The 17,368-nt window shown below is 38.6% G+C and carries 25 protein-coding genes; 3 read left to right on the top strand and 22 right to left on the bottom strand.

Annotation, left to right across the window (positions count from 1 at the left end; all coding sequences use genetic code 11):
* Nucleotides 1-512 precede the first annotated feature (512 nt).
* On the top strand, nucleotides 513-704 hold the full coding sequence (locus KMP12_RS06310) for a hypothetical protein (RefSeq protein WP_215756894.1): 192 nt from the start codon (nucleotides 513-515) through the stop codon (nucleotides 702-704).
* Between the two features lie 26 nt (nucleotides 705-730).
* Here KMP12_RS06310 and KMP12_RS06305 read toward each other — a convergent pair whose 3' ends face one another.
* Together KMP12_RS06305 and KMP12_RS06300 are read right to left on the bottom strand one after the other, a co-directional pair.
* Complete coding sequence (locus KMP12_RS06305) at nucleotides 731-1,141, bottom strand: DUF2335 domain-containing protein (RefSeq protein ID WP_215756893.1); 411 nt, start codon at nucleotides 1,139-1,141, stop codon at nucleotides 731-733.
* Nucleotides 1,116-1,304, bottom strand: a complete 189-nt coding sequence (locus KMP12_RS06300; protein ID WP_215756892.1) for a hypothetical protein — start codon at nucleotides 1,302-1,304, stop codon at nucleotides 1,116-1,118. Before KMP12_RS06300 ends, KMP12_RS06305 begins: the two co-directional genes overlap by 26 nt.
* A 250-nt stretch (nucleotides 1,305-1,554) precedes the next feature.
* Here KMP12_RS06300 and KMP12_RS07735 point away from each other — a divergent pair, with 250 nt between their 5' ends.
* Entirely contained in the window at nucleotides 1,555-1,677 is a 123-nt protein-coding gene (locus KMP12_RS07735; protein ID WP_256442630.1) for a hypothetical protein, read from the top strand.
* A gap of 145 nt (nucleotides 1,678-1,822) precedes the next feature.
* Nucleotides 1,823-2,014, top strand: coding sequence for a hypothetical protein (locus KMP12_RS06295; RefSeq protein ID WP_215756891.1), 192 nt, complete (start codon nucleotides 1,823-1,825; stop codon nucleotides 2,012-2,014).
* A 21-nt stretch (nucleotides 2,015-2,035) separates the two neighbouring features.
* Here the strand turns inward: KMP12_RS06295 and KMP12_RS06290 are convergent, their stop codons facing one another.
* The 20 genes from KMP12_RS06290 to KMP12_RS06195 form a co-directional block, all read right to left on the bottom strand.
* On the bottom strand, nucleotides 2,036-2,446 hold the full coding sequence (locus KMP12_RS06290; RefSeq protein WP_215756890.1) for a type II toxin-antitoxin system HicB family antitoxin: 411 nt from the start codon (nucleotides 2,444-2,446) through the stop codon (nucleotides 2,036-2,038).
* Nucleotides 2,447-2,571: 125 nt separating this feature from the next.
* Nucleotides 2,572-2,841 (bottom strand): phage holin family protein, encoded by a 270-nt coding sequence (locus tag KMP12_RS06285; protein WP_215756889.1) that lies wholly within the window; start codon nucleotides 2,839-2,841, stop codon nucleotides 2,572-2,574.
* Nucleotide 2,842: 1 nt separating this feature from the next.
* Complete coding sequence (locus tag KMP12_RS06280; protein WP_215756888.1) at nucleotides 2,843-3,190, bottom strand: hypothetical protein; 348 nt, start codon at nucleotides 3,188-3,190, stop codon at nucleotides 2,843-2,845.
* A 45-nt stretch (nucleotides 3,191-3,235) separates the two neighbouring features.
* The gene (locus KMP12_RS06275) at nucleotides 3,236-3,421 is read right to left on the bottom strand and encodes a hypothetical protein (protein WP_215756887.1); all 186 of its coding nucleotides are present in this window, start codon (nucleotides 3,419-3,421) and stop codon (nucleotides 3,236-3,238) included.
* On the bottom strand, nucleotides 3,422-4,807 hold the full coding sequence (locus KMP12_RS06270; RefSeq protein WP_215756886.1) for a DUF1366 domain-containing protein: 1,386 nt from the start codon (nucleotides 4,805-4,807) through the stop codon (nucleotides 3,422-3,424).
* A complete protein-coding gene (locus tag KMP12_RS06265; protein ID WP_215756885.1) occupies nucleotides 4,797-4,961 on the bottom strand; it encodes a hypothetical protein in 165 nt (54 codons plus the stop codon). The genes KMP12_RS06270 and KMP12_RS06265 overlap by 11 nt, the downstream gene beginning before the upstream one ends.
* Nucleotides 4,962-4,988: 27 nt before the next feature.
* Complete coding sequence (locus KMP12_RS06260) at nucleotides 4,989-6,653, bottom strand: gp58-like family protein (protein WP_215756884.1); 1,665 nt, start codon at nucleotides 6,651-6,653, stop codon at nucleotides 4,989-4,991.
* Entirely contained in the window at nucleotides 6,653-7,159 is a 507-nt protein-coding gene (locus KMP12_RS06255; RefSeq protein WP_215756883.1) for a hypothetical protein, read from the bottom strand. Before KMP12_RS06255 ends, KMP12_RS06260 begins: the two co-directional genes overlap by 1 nt.
* A 3-nt stretch (nucleotides 7,160-7,162) precedes the next feature.
* Nucleotides 7,163-7,870 carry a hyaluronate lyase N-terminal domain-containing protein gene (locus tag KMP12_RS06250; protein WP_215756882.1) on the bottom strand — a complete coding sequence of 236 codons (708 nt, stop codon included), beginning with the start codon at nucleotides 7,868-7,870 and terminating at the stop codon, nucleotides 7,163-7,165.
* Between the two features lies 1 nt (nucleotide 7,871).
* Nucleotides 7,872-9,971: a phage tail spike protein gene (locus tag KMP12_RS06245; RefSeq protein WP_215756881.1), complete on the bottom strand. Its 2,100-nt coding sequence runs from the start codon at nucleotides 9,969-9,971 to the stop codon at nucleotides 7,872-7,874.
* Nucleotides 9,971-10,666 carry a phage tail domain-containing protein gene (locus KMP12_RS06240; RefSeq protein WP_215756880.1) on the bottom strand — a complete coding sequence of 232 codons (696 nt, stop codon included), beginning with the start codon at nucleotides 10,664-10,666 and terminating at the stop codon, nucleotides 9,971-9,973. The genes KMP12_RS06245 and KMP12_RS06240 overlap by 1 nt, the downstream gene beginning before the upstream one ends.
* A complete protein-coding gene (locus KMP12_RS06235) occupies nucleotides 10,666-13,989 on the bottom strand; it encodes a phage tail tape measure protein (protein ID WP_215756879.1) in 3,324 nt (1,107 codons plus the stop codon). Before KMP12_RS06235 ends, KMP12_RS06240 begins: the two co-directional genes overlap by 1 nt.
* Before the next feature lie 39 nt (nucleotides 13,990-14,028).
* Entirely contained in the window at nucleotides 14,029-14,298 is a 270-nt protein-coding gene (locus tag KMP12_RS06230; RefSeq protein WP_215756878.1) for a hypothetical protein, read from the bottom strand.
* 23 nt (nucleotides 14,299-14,321) lie between these two features.
* Nucleotides 14,322-14,630 (bottom strand): hypothetical protein, encoded by a 309-nt coding sequence (locus KMP12_RS06225; protein ID WP_215756877.1) that lies wholly within the window; start codon nucleotides 14,628-14,630, stop codon nucleotides 14,322-14,324.
* A 3-nt stretch (nucleotides 14,631-14,633) separates the two neighbouring features.
* Complete coding sequence (locus tag KMP12_RS06220; RefSeq protein ID WP_215756876.1) at nucleotides 14,634-15,170, bottom strand: hypothetical protein; 537 nt, start codon at nucleotides 15,168-15,170, stop codon at nucleotides 14,634-14,636.
* A gap of 5 nt (nucleotides 15,171-15,175) precedes the next feature.
* On the bottom strand, nucleotides 15,176-15,520 hold the full coding sequence (locus tag KMP12_RS06215; protein WP_215756875.1) for a hypothetical protein: 345 nt from the start codon (nucleotides 15,518-15,520) through the stop codon (nucleotides 15,176-15,178).
* Nucleotide 15,521: 1 nt separating this feature from the next.
* Nucleotides 15,522-15,935, bottom strand: coding sequence for a hypothetical protein (locus KMP12_RS06210; protein ID WP_215756874.1), 414 nt, complete (start codon nucleotides 15,933-15,935; stop codon nucleotides 15,522-15,524).
* Nucleotides 15,928-16,242 (bottom strand): hypothetical protein, encoded by a 315-nt coding sequence (locus KMP12_RS06205; RefSeq protein WP_215756873.1) that lies wholly within the window; start codon nucleotides 16,240-16,242, stop codon nucleotides 15,928-15,930. Before KMP12_RS06205 ends, KMP12_RS06210 begins: the two co-directional genes overlap by 8 nt.
* Nucleotides 16,226-16,540 carry a phage head-tail connector protein gene (locus KMP12_RS06200; protein WP_215756872.1) on the bottom strand — a complete coding sequence of 105 codons (315 nt, stop codon included), beginning with the start codon at nucleotides 16,538-16,540 and terminating at the stop codon, nucleotides 16,226-16,228. The genes KMP12_RS06205 and KMP12_RS06200 overlap by 17 nt, the downstream gene beginning before the upstream one ends.
* 5 nt (nucleotides 16,541-16,545) lie before the next feature.
* Nucleotides 16,546-17,368: hypothetical protein (locus KMP12_RS06195; protein ID WP_215756871.1), on the bottom strand; the 823-nt coding region annotated here is incomplete at its 5' end.

Below are 17,368 nucleotides of genomic sequence, written 5' to 3'. Positions count from 1 at the left end.
ATTAAAACTAACTCCCTATGTTGTGCTTTTTAGGCTTATCGCAAAGGAACAGTTATTAAGCTCTGCCAAGCAGTGTAACGTGCTTCTATTACACTTCTATATCACTATAGATTTACTAACGTTAGTGTTTTAGAAAGAGATAGGTTAAATCACTAAGGATTGGTTTTTATCTCTAAAATCATATTAACAAAATTAAAATATTTTGTCAAATTTTTTTAAAAAATTTCTCTAAAAACTCTTGACTTTAACCTCTTTTTAGAGTATAATATAAACATAAGGAGGTGAGACAATGAGCAAGAAAAAACAAAAGATTTTTTCAAAAGAAAAACTATTAAAAATTGATGTAATCCTACGAACATTACAAATTACAAAACTTTTAATAGAATTAATTGAAAAAATTTTCAAATAATAAGGTTGGGGTAAAAGCCCCCTCCTTATGTCTTGCTTAATTATAACATGGACAAATAAAAAATACAAGCCCACACAACATAAAATATTCAGGAGGTAAAAAAATGATTATACAACACCACATAGAAAAATTACTAAACGGTCAAATAACAGCCTACCAAATAGGAAAAGCTACAAACTTAAACATAAACATGCTCCAAAAATACATAACAGGAGACCGAAAAATAGAAAACATGACCCTAAAAACAGCAGAAAAGCTATATAAATATTACATAGACACACAAAAAGAGAGTTAAAACACTCTCTTTTAATTTATATTATATTATTTGCCCTTTATAAAAGAAATTATCACTCCAGATAAAACAGAACCAATTAAAATAGCAGTCCCTATATTATTTCCTTTAACTGCCAAATAAAAACCACCTATAAATGCACCTATAGCTAAAGCAAAAGCCAAATACAACCCCACACTAGTATACTTTAAATAAATTTTATTATTTTCATGGCGTTCTTTAACTTCTACCTCTAACAATTTCATCAATCTATCAGCACCATTAGGAATTATATTGTCAAACTCCTTTAGCATTGCTGGTGGTGGTAACATCCCACTATATTCTTCAGTTATCTCTATTTTTTGTAAAAGTAATAATTTATCTTTTTTTGATAATGCCTCTATTTGTTTTTGAATTTTATTTATATCATTATTTTTAGCAATATCTTTCTTTGAAGTCATTAGTTACTCCCAAAAAATCTTTACTAATATTATTAAAATCATTTTCTAAATTTTTTTTATCATCTAAATGTGTTTTAAAATTAGGTTTACCTACTTTAAAAAAATTAAAATTAAAAGCTAATAAAATACCATTTAAAAAATGTAACTTTGCATTTTTATCCATAGTAAAAACCTCCTCTGTTTAATTAAATATACCATTTTCCCAAATAAAAATCAATAAAATTTAATTATTTTCATAAATTAATTACCCGGAAATATATTTATACTTAATTTTGTTTAAAAAAATAAACCCTTAGGCTTGTTTATTATGCGTTAAAATATTTTATCAAATTTTTTAAAAAAATTCTCTAAAAACTCTTGACAATGTGCATCTTTTGATGTATAATTATAATATAAAGAAAGGAGGGAAAACGATGAACAAAAAAAGACTTAGAAAAAGAAAAGAACAGTCAAAAAAAGATAATACCATAATAACTATTAATTTCATAATAGCTATAATCAATTTAATAACTGCTCTAATAAACTTTTTTAAGTGAACCACTTTAGCTGAAAGGCTAAAGTAGGAACATCGTTTATTATACCATGAAAAAAAATATAATCCAAAAAATAACATTCGTTATTTTACTAATAACTTTAATATTACAAATATACATATTATTTTTTAAATAGAGGTAAAAAACCATGCAAGAAGTATACAAAATTATAAACCAAGTTTTACAAGAAAACACAGCTTATAAAATATCAAAAAAAACAGGGCTAGCCATATCATCTATGCAATTTTTCAAAAACGGCGACCGAAAAATAGAAAACATGACCCTAAAAACAGCAGAAAAGCTATATAAATATTACATAGACACACAAAAAGAGAGTTAAAACACTCTCTTTTAATTTAGCCTATAATTCTTTTAACAAAGCTTCTTTTAAAATCTGACTAACATTAATATTTTTTTCCTTAACCAATTCGTTTAAATAACTAGGTATAGAAACATTACGCCTTACCGTTTTATTTTCTGTTCTCTTAGCATATTCTAACAAATCAGCACTTACCAAAGTTACAAAACTTTCTTCTAAAATACTAAAGCCGTCATTTTCTAATTTAATATTATGTATACTAGAAGCCTTAACAAGCTTATTTCCCTTAATAAAATCATCATACAACCAAGAACAAATATAATCTTGTGCCATTTTAAAAGCTTCTTTCAAATCCTGCCCAAAAGTTGCCCCATAATCAAAATCAGGGAAAACCACATTAAAGCTTTCACTTTCCTTATCCTTATAAAAAATAGCTGGATAAACTACAAACATAAAAAACCTCCTAATGTAAGGGAGGGCTACCTATCCAAAACATCAGACTATTTTAAAATAGCCCTTTTACCTCACACTAACCAATATACACAAAAATGTGTAACTTGTCAATAAGCTTTTAAAAATTACTTATTCGGTATTTTATCATCGTTTGACATCAAATTCTTATAACCCTGGTGAAGCGAAGTCGAAAGAAGACCACTCACAAAACCACTTAAAACAATTAAAAAATCAACATCATTTTTAAAACCGATATTAAGCAAAACCCCAATAAGCCCCAAAATAAAAGGAATAAACCTATTATTTACAAAGCCCAAATTATTTTTTAAAACATTGCCAAACAGCAGACAAAAAGCCACTATTTCAGCATTAATATAAGGCGTTAAAAAATCCATCTTAGCCCCCCTTTCTTTTTAGCGGCAAATTCTTATATTCAATAAATAAGGTAGAAACTACAGAATTACCGCCTAAATTCTCATAGCTTTCATAAAGTTCGGCTACCTCTTGCACCTTATCAACAGTAGTAAATCCAGCATGTAAAGCCCCTCGCATATCCTTTATAAGCCTATAGCTTAAAATAGCCCTTGTGCCTTGTGCTGTTTTGTCTACTGCCTCCTCTATTCGGCTTACGCTTTTTGCCACCCTCTCTAAAGACTTCTCACGACCCTTTAAAATATGGTTTAAGACTGCCAAAGAAACAGGAGCAATTAAAACCGTCAAAGCCGTTACTATCAACTCAAGCATACATACCCCCTATAAACTAATAAAAAATTAACAAACAAGAAGCTTTTAAGCCTCCTTATTGCCTAGGTTTGATTTTTCCAAAAGCTCGCTAACTTTAGCACGCCATTTTTTAGGAACTTGATTTATTGTAATCCAACCTAATTCCACCTGCATTGCGAAATAATTAATCATCATTGCACCACCCCCTTTCAAAAAATTACTTAATTTAAGTCTAAAGTGTCTTAACTTCATCTACTGCCCCTCTACTTCCTCATCATCAAAAGTTACCTCATGATCCACAGCATCACCTGCAGAAGATACTTCAGCCTCAGACCCTAGACTATCAACCTTTTCAGTCTCTGCTTTATCCTCAGCAAGTCCTGCCTCCGTTCTTTCAGTATCCACTTTTTCAGTTTCTGCCGCTTCATCCTCAATATCTACAACATGATCTAAAGGCTCACTTGCTGGAGTATCGACTTCTGGACTATCAACTGCCCCCTTATCAACTTCTGGACTATCAACTGCCCCATCAGAGCCAATATAAGCCCCGTCAGAGCCTGCCAAACCAGAGCCTAGGATATCAACCCCAGCAACAGCAGAAGACCCACTATCAAGGCTTAAATCGTCATCTTTTCCAAGCTGGGCATCATCCTTTACTTTATCATCAGCCCCTACAGCATCAGAGCTTACACTATCAAGGCTTGCATCATCTGGGCTTTTGTCGTCAAGTTCTACATCTTCAACACCTGGGCTTTTCTCATCAAGACTTGCCCCCTTATCAAGCTTAGCCTCACTTTCTAGCCCCTCGTCTAGCTGGGCGTCATCTTTTACGCCCCCATCGTCTGCACTATTTGAAGCGTCAGAGCTTATATTATCATCACCTGGGCTTAGCCCCTCAACCTCTGCCTTATCAGTGTCAACTGTCCCAGCCCCTGCTTTATCCTCATCAGACCTTACACTATCAGCTTCAAAGCCTACTTTATCGTCATCAAGTCCTGCATCTACCTTTTCACCCTCTGCTTTATCAACGGCTACTTCCTCAGTCTCTGCTGTGTCCTCTTTTCCAACTTGAGCCTCAACTTCTGGACTATCACCTGCTAGCTTATCATCATCAGCCACTCCCCCATCGCTTGCTAGCTTATCATCAGACCCTGCTTTATCATCATCCCCTGGAACATCAGCCCCTGGACTACCAACTACAGCATCGCCTGCTAGCTTATCAGAAGAAAAAGCACCCTCTAGCCCATCATCAGCAACCACAGCTTCACCTGCTAGCCCCTCGTCTTCTTCCTCCTCCTCGTCTTCAATCTGTTCATTCAAAATTAAAGCAGTAGCCTTTAACATCTCGTTAAACCTCGCCATCTCTTGCCTTATTTCTGCAAGGTACTTATCCTTAATCTGTTCAAGCTCACTTTGCAAACTATCAAACCTTTCATTATTAGCCCGATTAGGGAAAACCAGCTCATAAAACCTATCCAGGGCAAGCCCTACCAGCTCCTCGTCATTTTTGCCCCTGTGATCCCCCTCGACCGTAAGCTGTAAGCTATTAAAATCATCGCACTTAATGGCGACAATCGTAGCATTAACCAAGCCATCGCTAGAAAAACGCGGCAAAGAATAAACTAAATTAAACTTCATCTTCTTTTACCTCCTCTTGTTCGTAAACTCTCAACTTCTCTTTCAACTCCTCATTATCCTTAAGCAAACTAAGATAAGCAACCTTATATTCGGCTAACTCACGCCTACTTTGCATAATATCATCAAGTAAAAAATTCTCAACCTTAAACTCCACAAAAAACGCCCCCTTTCAAAAACATAATTAAATCTCTTCCCACTGAACCTTCCACCTTCTGCCAGAGCCACTAACCGTAATATCGCCCCCACTAGTAAAATTAAAAGTATAGCCACCTTGCGTAATTTCAGCACCACCCGACAAATAAACAAGTTTATTAAAATAAGATTCCCGTTCCGTAACGTCAATACCATTATAAAAGCTTGCAGTATTGCCGCAATACATCTGACCGTCAGAAGTAACACGCCAAGCATACCTGCCGGGAACATTCCAATTACTGCCCCAATTAGCCCAAAGGGCTGTATACTGCCCACTCCCCGAAGCAATACCAACGTCAAAATCATACTTACCAGTCAGCCATTGACCCCTACCGTTAGGATTATCACCAATTCTAAAGCCCCCCATAATACCAGTATAAGCCGACAAAATACCCTGAATATCAAGATCCCCCTGTATCTTAGTAGAAACCCCATCAATCACAACCCCGTTTACCTTGCCGTTTTTAGTAGTAAACAAAGCCCTTATACCCTCTTTTAGGGATACGCTAACCTCTGCCTTAGTCTCCTCCTTAGTCGTGAAATTATGCCTATTGAAAAACCAGGCGTAATCACCCTCAAAAATCCTTACATTATCAAAAGCAATATTAGCTGGCAAACCAGAAAAAACAATTTCAGCCAAACTATCGGAAAAAGCAAAAGATACAGCAAACTGACCATTCTTAAGCTTGATAGGCTCACCCCCTACCAAATTAACAACAGACAAAGCTAAAGGTTGCATAGCTTCACTAATCCCGCTAACATCAGCCACAAAAGTATACTTGACATTAGCCCTTTTAGCCCTACTTAAAACAAACTTAAGCCTAGAATTAGACATGCTAGCCTTTCTTACAAAAATATTATTGCCTGGCATAAACTCGCTTTTAATCTCATCAACCTTACTAGCCGTTAGTGAAATCTGCTCATTATTCTGAATAATATTCGTAACAGAACTTTCAAACTCGGTTTTCTTAACAAAGGGAACGTCCCTTATATCCCCCTTATAAACCCTAACATTTAAAAGGCTAACACTAGAACCTGTAACATCGATAAAAAACTCCCTCCTACCAATAGCAGGAGAAGCAAAACGCACCACCAAAACATTATTATAATCTTTCAAAGTAAGCCTATTTGCTAAAGCATCATCACGCACAGAAACAGACCTATTCCTAGGTGGATTTAAACTATCAAAAATAACAGTATACAGGCTAGCCTCCTCTATAGGCTCACTAAGAGCAAAAGCCAGCCTAGACCCCGTTTTAGTAGCCCTAGTATCTAAACAAATATTATTAAAATTAGTAGCAACCGAACGCTTAACAGAACCAACTTCAGACCTAAAGCTATCAATCCTACTTTCAAAAGTCCTAAAACGTTCCTCAGCCCTCAAGCTAGCCTGCTTTAGCCTCTCGTCTAAATTGCCCAAAGTATCCAAAGTTTTGGCAATAAAACCCTCACGCTTATTATTCCTAACTTCTGGGGCTTCAAACCTCGTAGCCACCAAGCCCTGCTCAAGCTGTACATTCTTAAAACTACTAACACCTATACAATCAGAAGAAACCAAAAGACGGCTTAAATCTTGACCAGAATTAAAAGAAGCGTAATATCTACCGTTTTTAAACTCTAAATTATGCTCACTACCATTTACTAAAAGCTTCATCAATTCGCCTCCCAAACACTAATTTTTGGTTGCAAGTTCTCTATATTGCCCCGTCCGATCGAATAATAACTTTCAAAATACAGCACAAACCAATAATCACTAGTCCCAAAACTTGAAGGTGGGCGTCTATCCCAAGTTTTGGTATACTCAAAAACCCTATAAGACCTATTACCCACACTTACAACTTGCCCGTCCCTAGGGTAAAAATACTCATTAAAAAAGCTAGTTCTCCCATACTGTGAAACAGCCATGGACAAAGCGAACCTGTTAATATCCCTAAAATTAGCCTCATCAAAAATAATTTTAAACTTCAAAGGCTTACGTAAAGAAATTGAAGACCTAGGAGTAGAAGCCGACCAATAAGACGGAGAAGTAAAAGACATGCTAGCCTCATTTAAGGCGTAATTAATCTTGCCAAAAATCAAATTACCCCCGTAATAAGCCTTAATAATCCTATCACCCCTATAAAACACCTTCTTAGCCGTCTTAAAATTACAAACAACCATAAGCTAATCCTCCGTAATCAAATAAAGCGTCCTGCTATCATTCTTATTACGCAGGGCTAAATACTGGGCATTAGTCCCCGACCAAATCGTAATACTAGCCCCAGTAGCACCTGTAGCTCCTCTTGCACCTGCTGGACCCGTAGCTCCCGTTGCTCCTCTTGCACCTGCTGGACCCGTAGCTCCCGTTGCTCCTCTTGCACCTGCTGGACCCGTAGCACCTGTAGCACCTCTTGCACCTTGTGGACCTCTCTCGCCCCTTTCTCCTCTTTCTCCTCTTTCTCCACGTTCTCCCTTTAAAGAATTACGCTGTGCTTCTGTAAGAGAAGAAAAAACAACATTCGCAGCGGGAATAGTTAGGGTTGAAGCGTCGCTAAAAGTAAGCTCAATATTACCATTGCTTAAAGTCCTATTCGACCTAATCGTTATATTGTCGCCCTTGTCGCCCTTATCGCCCTTAGCTCCCGTTGCACCTCTTGCACCCGTAGCACCCCTTGCACCAGTAAGCCCACGCTCCCCTTGCTCGCCACGTTCGCCTTGTGGCCCTGTAAGATAGCTTAAAGCACTATAAAGGCTTCTTCCGTCTCCTACCTTTAAAAAGCCCGTATCACTCTCAACACCGATTTCACCCTCATAAAGCACAATATCACTTGCCAGCCACTGGGCTTTTGTCATCCTCTTATGTTGCACCCTTGCAGTAATCTTTTCTGTCATACTAAACACCGCCTCCATCAAAAATAATTTCTGGCGACAAGTCCCAATCCGTCTGGATATCGTCGCCGTCTACAAGCTGCCTATACTCAAGCAAGGGATTATAAAGCCCCCCACTTACTGCATTACTTGCCATATCTAAATCAATAACCTTAGACTTATACCACTTAGAAGAAAAAGAAAGCCTATAAGAAACCTCACTATAAAGGCTTAATATATCACTATCGCTTGTTACTTCAGCTATTAAAGGATTATTAGCCCTTGCAGTAACTCGCCAAGGCTTCCTATTAGGCTGAGTAAGCCTTACATCAACCCTTAAATAAGGCTGGCATTCAAGCTCAAAGCTTAAAGTATAATTTGTATTATCCTTAAAACCATCGCCATTATGCAAAACAACGAAATTTTCACCAAGCCTAGAAGTGCCGTTGACATCTCCTAATAACCTATTCTTAGAAAATTCAATTGTCCCATCGCTCCCTAGCCTATTTCTTAAATAATTAATATCCTTTTCAATATAAGCTAGCTCGTCTTTAGTAGTATTCTTTAAAGTCTGTAAAATCCCGTCTTCATCAACCACAATTTGAGAAATCTTTTCTTTTAAAGTCTCTACAAAATCCCTTTTGAAATTCTCACTAGTGCTAAAGTCAATAAAAAGCTTATTGTCCCTAACGCCGATAACCTCCTTATTGCCGTGTCTAATAGACACATTATTCACATCAATAGAACCTGCTTCTATCATATCGGCATTAATCCTTAAGCCCGTGATAATCTCAGCGAACAATTGACCGTCCGAAGACGTAGCCAGCCTAAAATCGCCATTAATACCAGTTGTCGACACACTAAGACCGTTGACATCAAACTTCCAAATAACCCTAGCCGTCTTTTCGCTGTCAGTATCCATAATATAAATCTTGTCCTTATAATAGCGAATATTGCTTCCCATACCCTGGTTTAAAGACGTCTTCAAAGCCTCCTTAGCCTTATCAACTGCCGATAATTCAACCTCATTAAGCTTAGTCTCAAGCGACGCCTGCCTATTAATAGCTTTAACCATATAATTATGTACAGGCTTAGAAGACAACCTAAGGCTAACAAACCTTTCAAGCAAGCAGTCATAAGAATAACCAACAACACGGGTTGCCACCTCAAAACCCTTATGAACAACCCTTAAAGTATCGCCCAAATAAACCCTCTCAAGAACTGCATAATCCTTATATTCCCTAGTCTTAGACAAGTCGGCAAAAGAAACCTCACAAGTAATTTCTGGTTTATCCAGCCCTTGCTCGAACTCATACCTTGCTCTTTCCTTTAAAATCTGCAAAGCCTCCTCGTGGTTTATCTTATTTTCATTGTCTGGGCTAAGCTGTTCTGAAATAACATCGGGATATTCAATAACCCTATAATTCTTAACAAAATACTTACTCTCTAAGGGGCTTACAACATACTTTTCAGGTATCAACAAACCGTCAAAGCCCTTTGGCATAATATGAGTTACAAGCCCCGAATAATCCTCTTTAAACTCAAGACCAGTAAGATTTTTACGGTACTTTATCGTAACCCCCTTATCAGTTCCCATACTAGACAACCAATTAATCCTAAAATTATCCCTGTCTAACTCACCACCCCAACGTGAAATAAGGCTATTGTCTTCATCGCTCATAATAGCCTGGACAGTATTTTTTCTAACCAAACGTGAAGACGCCTGTATATTAATATCGCTTATAGCCGTAAAAGTATGGGGACTAACCGAAGCACTTAAAACTCGGTTAAGAGCAACCGACCCGTCTTCTTTTCTAATGAAAATATCCTCAATAAAATTACCTGCCAAGTCATAAAAAATATGAGTAGCATATACCTTTAAAGTATCTAGATCCTTAACAATAGACTTAATACGGAAAAGTTGATCCCCCTTATAGTTAGGAACTCTTAAAACCCTAGCAAGCTTAAGCTTCTTAGCCTGCTTAGCCTCTGAGGGGTAGATTAAATTAAGCTCATAGCGACCGTTTAAATCTTCACTTACCACACAAGAAATACAATCATTTAAAACATACCAGCCCCTATTATCAAAAAATCTATTATCCCTTTCAAAAAATAAACTAATCATTATAAGAGCCTCCAATTATATTTAATTTCTATACTTGTAACGTTACCCTCGACAGAAAAAATATTATCACCAGGACTTAAAACAGGTAGCTTTCCCTTTGAAGTTCTCTCTCTGGAAGAAGCCCCCACAAAAACAGAATTAAGTTCGCTGTCAACTTCAACATAAGCCCCTGCGTCAGAGCCTAAATCAAAAGAACATAAAAAAAGTCCGTCCCTTTTAAAAGTTACAAGACCAGAACCTGCAATTTTTAAATAGGGGTAAGCCTTAAGACTATAAGGATTATTGACAGAAAAAGCCCCGTCAGTAATACTAAGTGGGACAAGCTCATTACTAATAAATCTTGAAAAAGGTTCACACTCTAACACCACAAGAAACTTAATCAAAGAACTATTACCCAGGGGATAAGCAACCTCGACCCCCTTAGTAACCATAGCCCTATAATACCTGTCCGGGTAAACATCAAAAACCAAGTCCCCCTCACCACTAAAAAAAGCCAGTAAGTCTTGCCTGCTTGCCTCTGTGTGTCCCTCCAAAGTTAGGCTTATAGCCTCTAGGCTGTCATCTTGCAAAGTCAAAAAGCCGTCCCTACCTGGAACTGTTAAAAACTGTGTCCTTTTCTGACCCGTTGGCAAATTAGGGAAATAAGAAAAAACAAGCCCCAAGCTATCACTAGAAACTCCCTTAAAACTAAACATTACAAACCACCCCCTAAAGCCATTTTTTGCTTACGCATTTCATAGTCAAGTTCCCTTGCTATCTTCCTAATATCTTGAGGAGTATTATTATAAACCTTGTCAATATTAATTACAGTGTCCCCTCTGCCACCTTGTGAATACTCCTTATTCTCTTCAGCAGTAAGGACACGCTCGCCCCTGTGTAGTCTGGCGTGGTAGCCGTCATAAGGGACAAAATCAAGCCCGTTATAGTGGTAAGCCATATAAGAACTATGCCCGTTTGCAATAGCCTTTCCCCTATCTTCAAGACGCATAACTTGCTCGTAAACCTGGTAATTTATCCTATAAGTTGCCGATTGATCCTGTATCTTTGTCCTATTAAGCCCTAAAATACCCTCAATAACTCTATCAATCCAAGACTTAACCTTGCCAGTATTCCAATCTAAAGACTTGTCAAACTGACTATATTCACCCCTAAGCTTGCTTATACCCTCACTTCTTAGGCGTTCAGCCTCCTTAGTAGCTTTGGCGTAAGTCTCAACAGCCGCCTTTTTCATCGCCTCATACGTCTGTTTCTCGTCTGTCGTAAGCTCGCCGTTTAAAGTCTCTTTTCTTGCCTTAAACTCCTCAGCAAGCCTTAACTGCTCATCTTTTTTAGTCTTAGCCGCTTCTATCGTATCATCACGTAACTTATTAATCTTTTCAATAACCCCTGCCACGTGTTCTTGTGTAATCTCATTAGCCCTATCTTTTAAATTAGACAAAATAACCTCTTGTTCAGCCTTATTCTTAGCCACAATCGTAACTGTTTCCTCGTCTTGCTCCTTAGTTAGCCGTATAATCTCATCCTTAATAGACCTAGCATTTTCACCCTGTGCTGTCTTAAGCTCCTCAGACAATTCTATAATCCTTTTTGTTCTCTCCTCAGCTGATAAAATAGTCTTTGTCGCCGTCTCCTCAGCGTCCTTAATAAAGGCCTCCTTAGCCTCTTTGCTAAGCTCAGAAGAAGAAGAAAACAGCTCATTAAATCTTTTTAGCGTCTCGTCTTTAGCCTGGTTAACCTTAGCTACATAATCATTTCTAAACCTTTCAGCCCCTTCAACAATAAGCCTGTGTCCCTCCTCTGAATTCTGATATAAGCCCGTATACATACCCTCGGCAACCGTCCTTATTTCCTTAGAAATATTGAAAAAGTGGTTATATTCCTCTTGTGTCTGCTCACTAACCTTTTTAACACTCTCTACATGCTGACCATAAAGAGGGCCTACACTTTTAAAAGTATCAACACTAGTCTTTTTATACAAATCAACAGCAGGTACTGCTTGCTCCGTAAAAGCTTGATAAATCCCATAACCAGCAAGAGCCACTGCAGAAATACCAGCCACCACAGGAGCAGCTGCAAGAGCTAAAGAACCCAGGGAAGCACCAGCCCCCAAAAGACCAGCCCCAGCACTAGTTGCAGCAGTCGCAAGACCACCAAAACCAAAGCCAACATCAGCTATTAACGGCAGAGCGAACAAAGCCCCCTTGCCAACAGCCCTTAAAGCCTGTGAAGACTTAGTTAAAAGCTTAGCAGACTTAGCCATACCAGCCCCTCCTTTTTCAACAGCAGAACCAGCCTTTAACACAAGACCCCCTGCCTTTTCAGAAGAAGAACCAAGCCCCTTAAGCTTCTTGCTAGTATCGCTTGAAACATCTCCTAATCTCTTAGTCTTAGCAGTCAAGACATCAAACCTTGCCGTATCAAGACCAGGACTATTAAGCCCCTTATTCTTGCCCTTTTTAGCCCCCTTAGACGCCTTATTAGCCCCAGCTAAAAAACCACCAGAACCAACCCTTGCTAAAGAAGAATTAGCCCTTTTAGCCTGTAATTCAAGCTCCAATAAAGACTTCTTCAAAAGCTGAATATCTGCTTGTATACTAGAACTTGCCTGTCTAAAGTCTGTACTAGCCGTTTTAGTCCCCTGTCCTAAATCCTTTTTAAAAATATTCTTAGCAAAAGTACCAAAAGAACCAATAGCCGACCTAGCCTTAATAAAACCCTTAACAACCACACCAAGAGCTAAACTTACAGGGCCTATTGCAGCAGCTAAAAGAGCAAAAGCCCCAATAGAAGACTGCAAGCCCTGGGGTAACTTATCAAACAAGCCCATAAAACGCCCCACTAAATCCAAGCCCTTATTAAGGATAGGTAGCAACTTAGAGCCTAAAGAAATCCCTAAATCTATAAACTTATTCTTAGCAATCTGTAATTGAGACGCCGTCGTTTTATATCTTTGTTGTGCCTCCTGTTGCAAGGCGTTATTATCTTTCCAGCCCCTATTAGCTATTTTTTGGGCTTCATTAAACTTATCACTTGCACTTGCAGCCCTTAAAATAGTGTCTCTTAGCCTCACTTCCTCAATGCCCATATCAGACAAAATTTCAATAGCCGACTGTCCACTCTTACCAGTATCATTTAAACCTTGTAAAAACAACTGCAAAGCAGAAGACGCGTCCCGTTCAAAAGCCAGCTTAAACTCATCAGCAGAAAGACCAGCAACTGAAGCGAACTTTTGCAACTGCTCGCCCCCCTTACTAGTAGCAAGCTTAATATTAACTAAAAGCTTACTCATGGCAGATCCACCCATTTCTGCCTCAATACCAACAGAAGAAAGAGCCGCCGCAAGACCTAAAGTCTGGGCTTCTGTAAGTCCGACCTGCTTCCCAGCACCAGCAAGACGCAAGCCCATTTCCACAATCTCACGTTCCGTTGTAGCCGTATTATTACCCAAGGCCACAATAGTTGACCCCAGCCTGTCCACATTATCGGCACTAGTACCCATAACATTACTAAACCTTGCTAAACTTGTCGCCGCCTCGGTAGCCGTTAAATTAGTCGCATTTCCTAAATCAATCATAACGCGGCTAAACTTCAAGATATCCTCTTTCTTAATCCCTAGCTGTCCTGCAGCCTCTGCAACCTGGGCAATAGACACAGCAGACGCTGGAATTTCCTTTGCCATCTTCCTTATGCCGTCGCTAATTTTGCTATACTCTGCTTCCGTTGCCTCTGTAGTCTTCCTAACACCTGCAAAAGCCTGCTCGTAATCAATAGCAAACTTAGACACAGCAAGCCCAGAAGTAACCAAAGGGGCAGTAACAGCAAGAGAGGCCTTCTTACCAAAACTAACCATACGCGACGCCAAATTATCAAGCTTAGAAAATCGCTTTTCAATCTCTAACGCCTTAGCAGTAGCAAGCGACGCCACCTTGTCCATATCAGACTTAAAAGCCCCGTACTTAAGCCTTATCTCGGTATAAAGTGGTGGTAGACTAAGACCACCAACAGAATTTACACCCATAAAAACACTCCTTTCTAGCAAACAAAAAAGCAAAGGTTACTAACCCCTGCTTAAATTCTTGTCTGCTTCCTTTCTGCCCAACCTATAAATATTTTTCAAAACCTCAGCAGACTCTGGGCTTTGCTTCATACTGTGAATCCAACTATCCCTTTTAATCTGCAAAAATAAAGAAATAGGGAGGTTAGCCAGCTCATCAAAAGAAAAGCCCGAATAATCCCTCATCCTCTTAAATTCATAAGTCTTAGCATCAAAAACTTTCTCCCACTCCTCACAAGCGAAATACTTGTCAAAAATAGCCTCTCTAGCCACTCTGTCGCTAGGAAGTGGGACGGTTAATTTGGGTCGTTTATAATCTCCTGTGTTCTCTCAATCAAACGGAACCACAAAGCATTAATAAAAGCCAAATTAACACTTTCTAAATCTTTCTCAGAAATCGGGACATGCTCCAAATTACGATTTAAAGCCTTAAGAACAAACTTAAACCTTAAATTCAAGCCCTTTTCCACAGTCTCAGCACTTCCTAAAAGCTTCTCAATCTCTAAAACTTCCTCATAATCCTTAAAAGAAAGCTCCCTAATATTAAGGGTTTTGTCATGCTTCCAATCTACCCTAAGCCTACGCTCAATTAAATTTTTTAACATAAATTATTGTTCCTCTCTAACTTCGCATAAAAAGCCCTTTTTCTTCTCAACTGCCATAAACTCAGCGTCAATAGTCGTTTCTTTCTCTCCCGAAAACTCAAGGGCAAAACCATTACCAGCTTGTCCAATTAAAGTGATACGCACCTTTTTCCCGTTATCCTTAGTGTGAACAAACCTAACAATATTACTTGCAAGGCTACCCCCAGCACCAAAAACAAGCTTCTTAGACTGCTTAGAATTTTTTGTTACCGTCTCAACCCTAGCATTAGACAGCTTAGACAGCATATCTAAATTCCAAGTCAAAATACCAGTCTTAAAAGAAACCTCCTCACCCTTAATAAACCTTTTAACAACCTTATTATACTGATTTTTAACGTCGTAAGCCTCGGGTTTATACTCAAGCGTTGCACCCCCCGAACAATGCCCCACATTATTCGCTTCAACCTCTATAGTCGCATCTTCGGGTATCTCCCCGTCAGTTGCTGCAACCAGATAAAGCTCACCAGAACCAAAAATAAACTCATCTATTCTATTTGTCATAAAAATTACCTCTCTTTCTTAAACCAAGTAACCGTCAAAAACTGGCTACTATCATATAAATTAAAATCATGCAAGGGCAAAATGCCACCCCCACTTAGAGCAAAACGCAGCGAATAATCATCAACAAGGCGGTTATTATCCTTATTAAAACTGATTAAACACTCAACATTAGCCCTTAAAACCTCCAGATTATCAAAATCACTTGAAATAATCCTAACTTCCAAGGCGTCCCTATTAATAACGCCCCTTTCCAAAGGCTTCAAAATATAAAAAGCCTCACTATCATGAACAGGCCTAAAAGAAAGCCCCGTTACATCATCCAATAACTTCTTTACAACATGCGACAACATACTACTTGCCCCCTAACAACTTCTTAATCTCAGGTAGCTTTTCAGAAATAGCCCGTTGTAAAAAAGGCTGTGGTTTTTGTCCCTTGGTAACATACCAACGCTTCGTACCGTACCTATCGGGTATAAAAAACTTCCAGCTAGACTTGCGACCATTGCCACCTACAGCATAAATTCCCGTCCCCTGGTGGACAAAAGGGGCATATTGAGCAGTATTCCCAACAAGCCCCACCACCTCATCGCCAGTAAGCCTTACATCACTTACATTACTAGCCTTTAAAATACCAAAATTTACCGGGCTTAATTCCGTCGCCCTAGCCTCAACAAGCTTTACAGACGCTTCAACCCTCTTTTTAGAAATATCCACAAGTTCTAAACTAGCGGCCTTTACACCCTTTACAAAATGCGAATTATCCATTATAAACATACTCCTTCAAAGACAAAAAACTAATCCTATATTCTGAAGAACAACTTACAATTTCAAACACCCTGCCACCAATCTTTAACCTATTATTCCTACTAGAAAGCGACTTATCAAAAGTTAAAGCAATATGGGAAACTTCAGACCGCTTAAAATAATCAGCATAATAAAACTCACTAACTCTATTAATACTAATCTTAATTTCCCTATCTTCTACCCACTCCTTAGACTTAGCCCCAGACTTAGACACAGTCTCTTTAAGCTTAAGAACACTTGCAGGTTGTAAGTTATACGTCAAGCTCATAAGACAACCTCCTAAACTTCCTTAACTTAGTCTTAATTCTGGGAGGAATATCCCTTTCATACTGAAAACTAACGCTAGGGTAGCTTTCAGAACGTAAGCCCTCAACCCCTAGCGTATTATACCTGTACATAATCAAGTCCTTTATAAGACTAGCAAAAGACGGCTTAATATCATCTTCTGCAATGTTGCAAAACTCCAAAATATCCTGGATAGCGTCCGAATACAGATCAAGAGACTCTAAAAGCTCCCCATCTACACCAGGCCTATTTTTCAAGCTGTTTAAAATTTCCTCTCTCATAAAATCTAAGCCCCAGCTTGTACTCGTGGAGTTTCAACAACACTATAATAAAGCACTGCTACAGCATCATCTCTTAAACGCTTAAAGCCGTACTTCAACAGACCCCTTATACCATCGGCAAAAGAATTTTCAAGTCGCATAGCCTCAGTCTTTTGTATCTGCTTAGCTGCACCAATAGCCGACTTGTGATGTGCCACAACCATACTTTGTGGTAACTCCTCACTAGTCATAACTTGCAAGCCGTTTATCTTTTGACCCTCTACAAAACCATTACTTAAAACAGTAGGGTTAACAGTAAAACGTGGATCTTTAGATAAAAGCCCCAAAACCTCAGCCGAAACAGTAACGAACCTGTCAGTCTTTGGTACCTTCTTCTTAGAAAGCTCTGTTCCCAAATCAACTATAAAATCATAAATATTTTTAGCGTGAACCGACTTCTTACTTGAAGCAGACCCCAACTTGCTTATTTGCCCTGAAGAAGTAAGCTCTGTGAAAAAATCAGCGTCATAAGTCTCAGCAAGCACTGCCCCGTGTTCGTCTGCTATCGGTTTTAAAGTATCCTTTTTAAGCTGTACCTTGTCCACATCATCAAGCTTAATTGCAAAATACTTTTGCTTTGGAAAAGTCATTTCTACAATATCCGTATCTACCTCTGCCCAGTTAACAGAACCTGCATAATCATTTACAGCCCCCTTTTTAATCTTAGTAAATACTACCTTTTCCCCCTGAATATCAGTCGGTTTAGTTGCCATAGCGTCAGCTATAGACACACTGTGAAATTGAGAAAGTAAAGCCCCCTCCCAAAGTGTCGGTTTAAAATTTCTTATT

It is taken from the genome of Gemella sp. zg-1178 (genome assembly GCF_018790995.1).
GTDB lineage: Bacteria > Bacillota > Bacilli > Staphylococcales > Gemellaceae > Gemelliphila.
Note: the sequence above shows the minus strand (reverse complement) of the source record. Positions and strands in the feature narration are given on the sequence as shown.

Bases quoted from the DNA above. Each gene is read 5' to 3' on its own strand.
- KMP12_RS06310 (WP_215756894.1), top strand. From the start codon at position 513: ATGATTATACAACACCACATAGAAAAATTACTAAACGGTCAAATAACA.
- KMP12_RS06305 (WP_215756893.1), bottom strand. From the start codon at position 1,141: ATGACTTCAAAGAAAGATATTGCTAAAAATAATGATATAAATAAAATT.
- KMP12_RS06300 (WP_215756892.1), bottom strand. From the start codon at position 1,304: ATGGATAAAAATGCAAAGTTACATTTTTTAAATGGTATTTTATTAGCT.
- KMP12_RS07735 (WP_256442630.1), top strand. From the start codon at position 1,555: ATGAACAAAAAAAGACTTAGAAAAAGAAAAGAACAGTCAAAAAAAGAT.
- KMP12_RS06295 (WP_215756891.1), top strand. From the start codon at position 1,823: ATGCAAGAAGTATACAAAATTATAAACCAAGTTTTACAAGAAAACACA.
- KMP12_RS06290 (WP_215756890.1), bottom strand. From the start codon at position 2,446: ATGTTTGTAGTTTATCCAGCTATTTTTTATAAGGATAAGGAAAGTGAA.
- KMP12_RS06285 (WP_215756889.1), bottom strand. From the start codon at position 2,841: ATGGATTTTTTAACGCCTTATATTAATGCTGAAATAGTGGCTTTTTGT.
- KMP12_RS06280 (WP_215756888.1), bottom strand. From the start codon at position 3,190: ATGCTTGAGTTGATAGTAACGGCTTTGACGGTTTTAATTGCTCCTGTT.
- KMP12_RS06275 (WP_215756887.1), bottom strand. From the start codon at position 3,421: ATGAAGTTAAGACACTTTAGACTTAAATTAAGTAATTTTTTGAAAGGG.
- KMP12_RS06270 (WP_215756886.1), bottom strand. From the start codon at position 4,807: ATGAAGTTTAATTTAGTTTATTCTTTGCCGCGTTTTTCTAGCGATGGC.
- KMP12_RS06260 (WP_215756884.1), bottom strand. From the start codon at position 6,653: ATGAAGCTTTTAGTAAATGGTAGTGAGCATAATTTAGAGTTTAAAAAC.
- KMP12_RS06255 (WP_215756883.1), bottom strand. From the start codon at position 7,159: ATGGTTGTTTGTAATTTTAAGACGGCTAAGAAGGTGTTTTATAGGGGT.
- KMP12_RS06250 (WP_215756882.1), bottom strand. From the start codon at position 7,870: ATGACAGAAAAGATTACTGCAAGGGTGCAACATAAGAGGATGACAAAA.
- KMP12_RS06245 (WP_215756881.1), bottom strand. From the start codon at position 9,971: ATGATTAGTTTATTTTTTGAAAGGGATAATAGATTTTTTGATAATAGG.
- KMP12_RS06240 (WP_215756880.1), bottom strand. From the start codon at position 10,666: ATGTTTAGTTTTAAGGGAGTTTCTAGTGATAGCTTGGGGCTTGTTTTT.
- KMP12_RS06235 (WP_215756879.1), bottom strand. From the start codon at position 13,989: ATGGGTGTAAATTCTGTTGGTGGTCTTAGTCTACCACCACTTTATACC.
- KMP12_RS06225 (WP_215756877.1), bottom strand. From the start codon at position 14,630: ATGTTAAAAAATTTAATTGAGCGTAGGCTTAGGGTAGATTGGAAGCAT.
- KMP12_RS06220 (WP_215756876.1), bottom strand. From the start codon at position 15,170: ATGACAAATAGAATAGATGAGTTTATTTTTGGTTCTGGTGAGCTTTAT.
- KMP12_RS06215 (WP_215756875.1), bottom strand. From the start codon at position 15,520: ATGTTGTCGCATGTTGTAAAGAAGTTATTGGATGATGTAACGGGGCTT.
- KMP12_RS06210 (WP_215756874.1), bottom strand. From the start codon at position 15,935: ATGGATAATTCGCATTTTGTAAAGGGTGTAAAGGCCGCTAGTTTAGAA.
- KMP12_RS06205 (WP_215756873.1), bottom strand. From the start codon at position 16,242: ATGAGCTTGACGTATAACTTACAACCTGCAAGTGTTCTTAAGCTTAAA.
- KMP12_RS06200 (WP_215756872.1), bottom strand. From the start codon at position 16,540: ATGAGAGAGGAAATTTTAAACAGCTTGAAAAATAGGCCTGGTGTAGAT.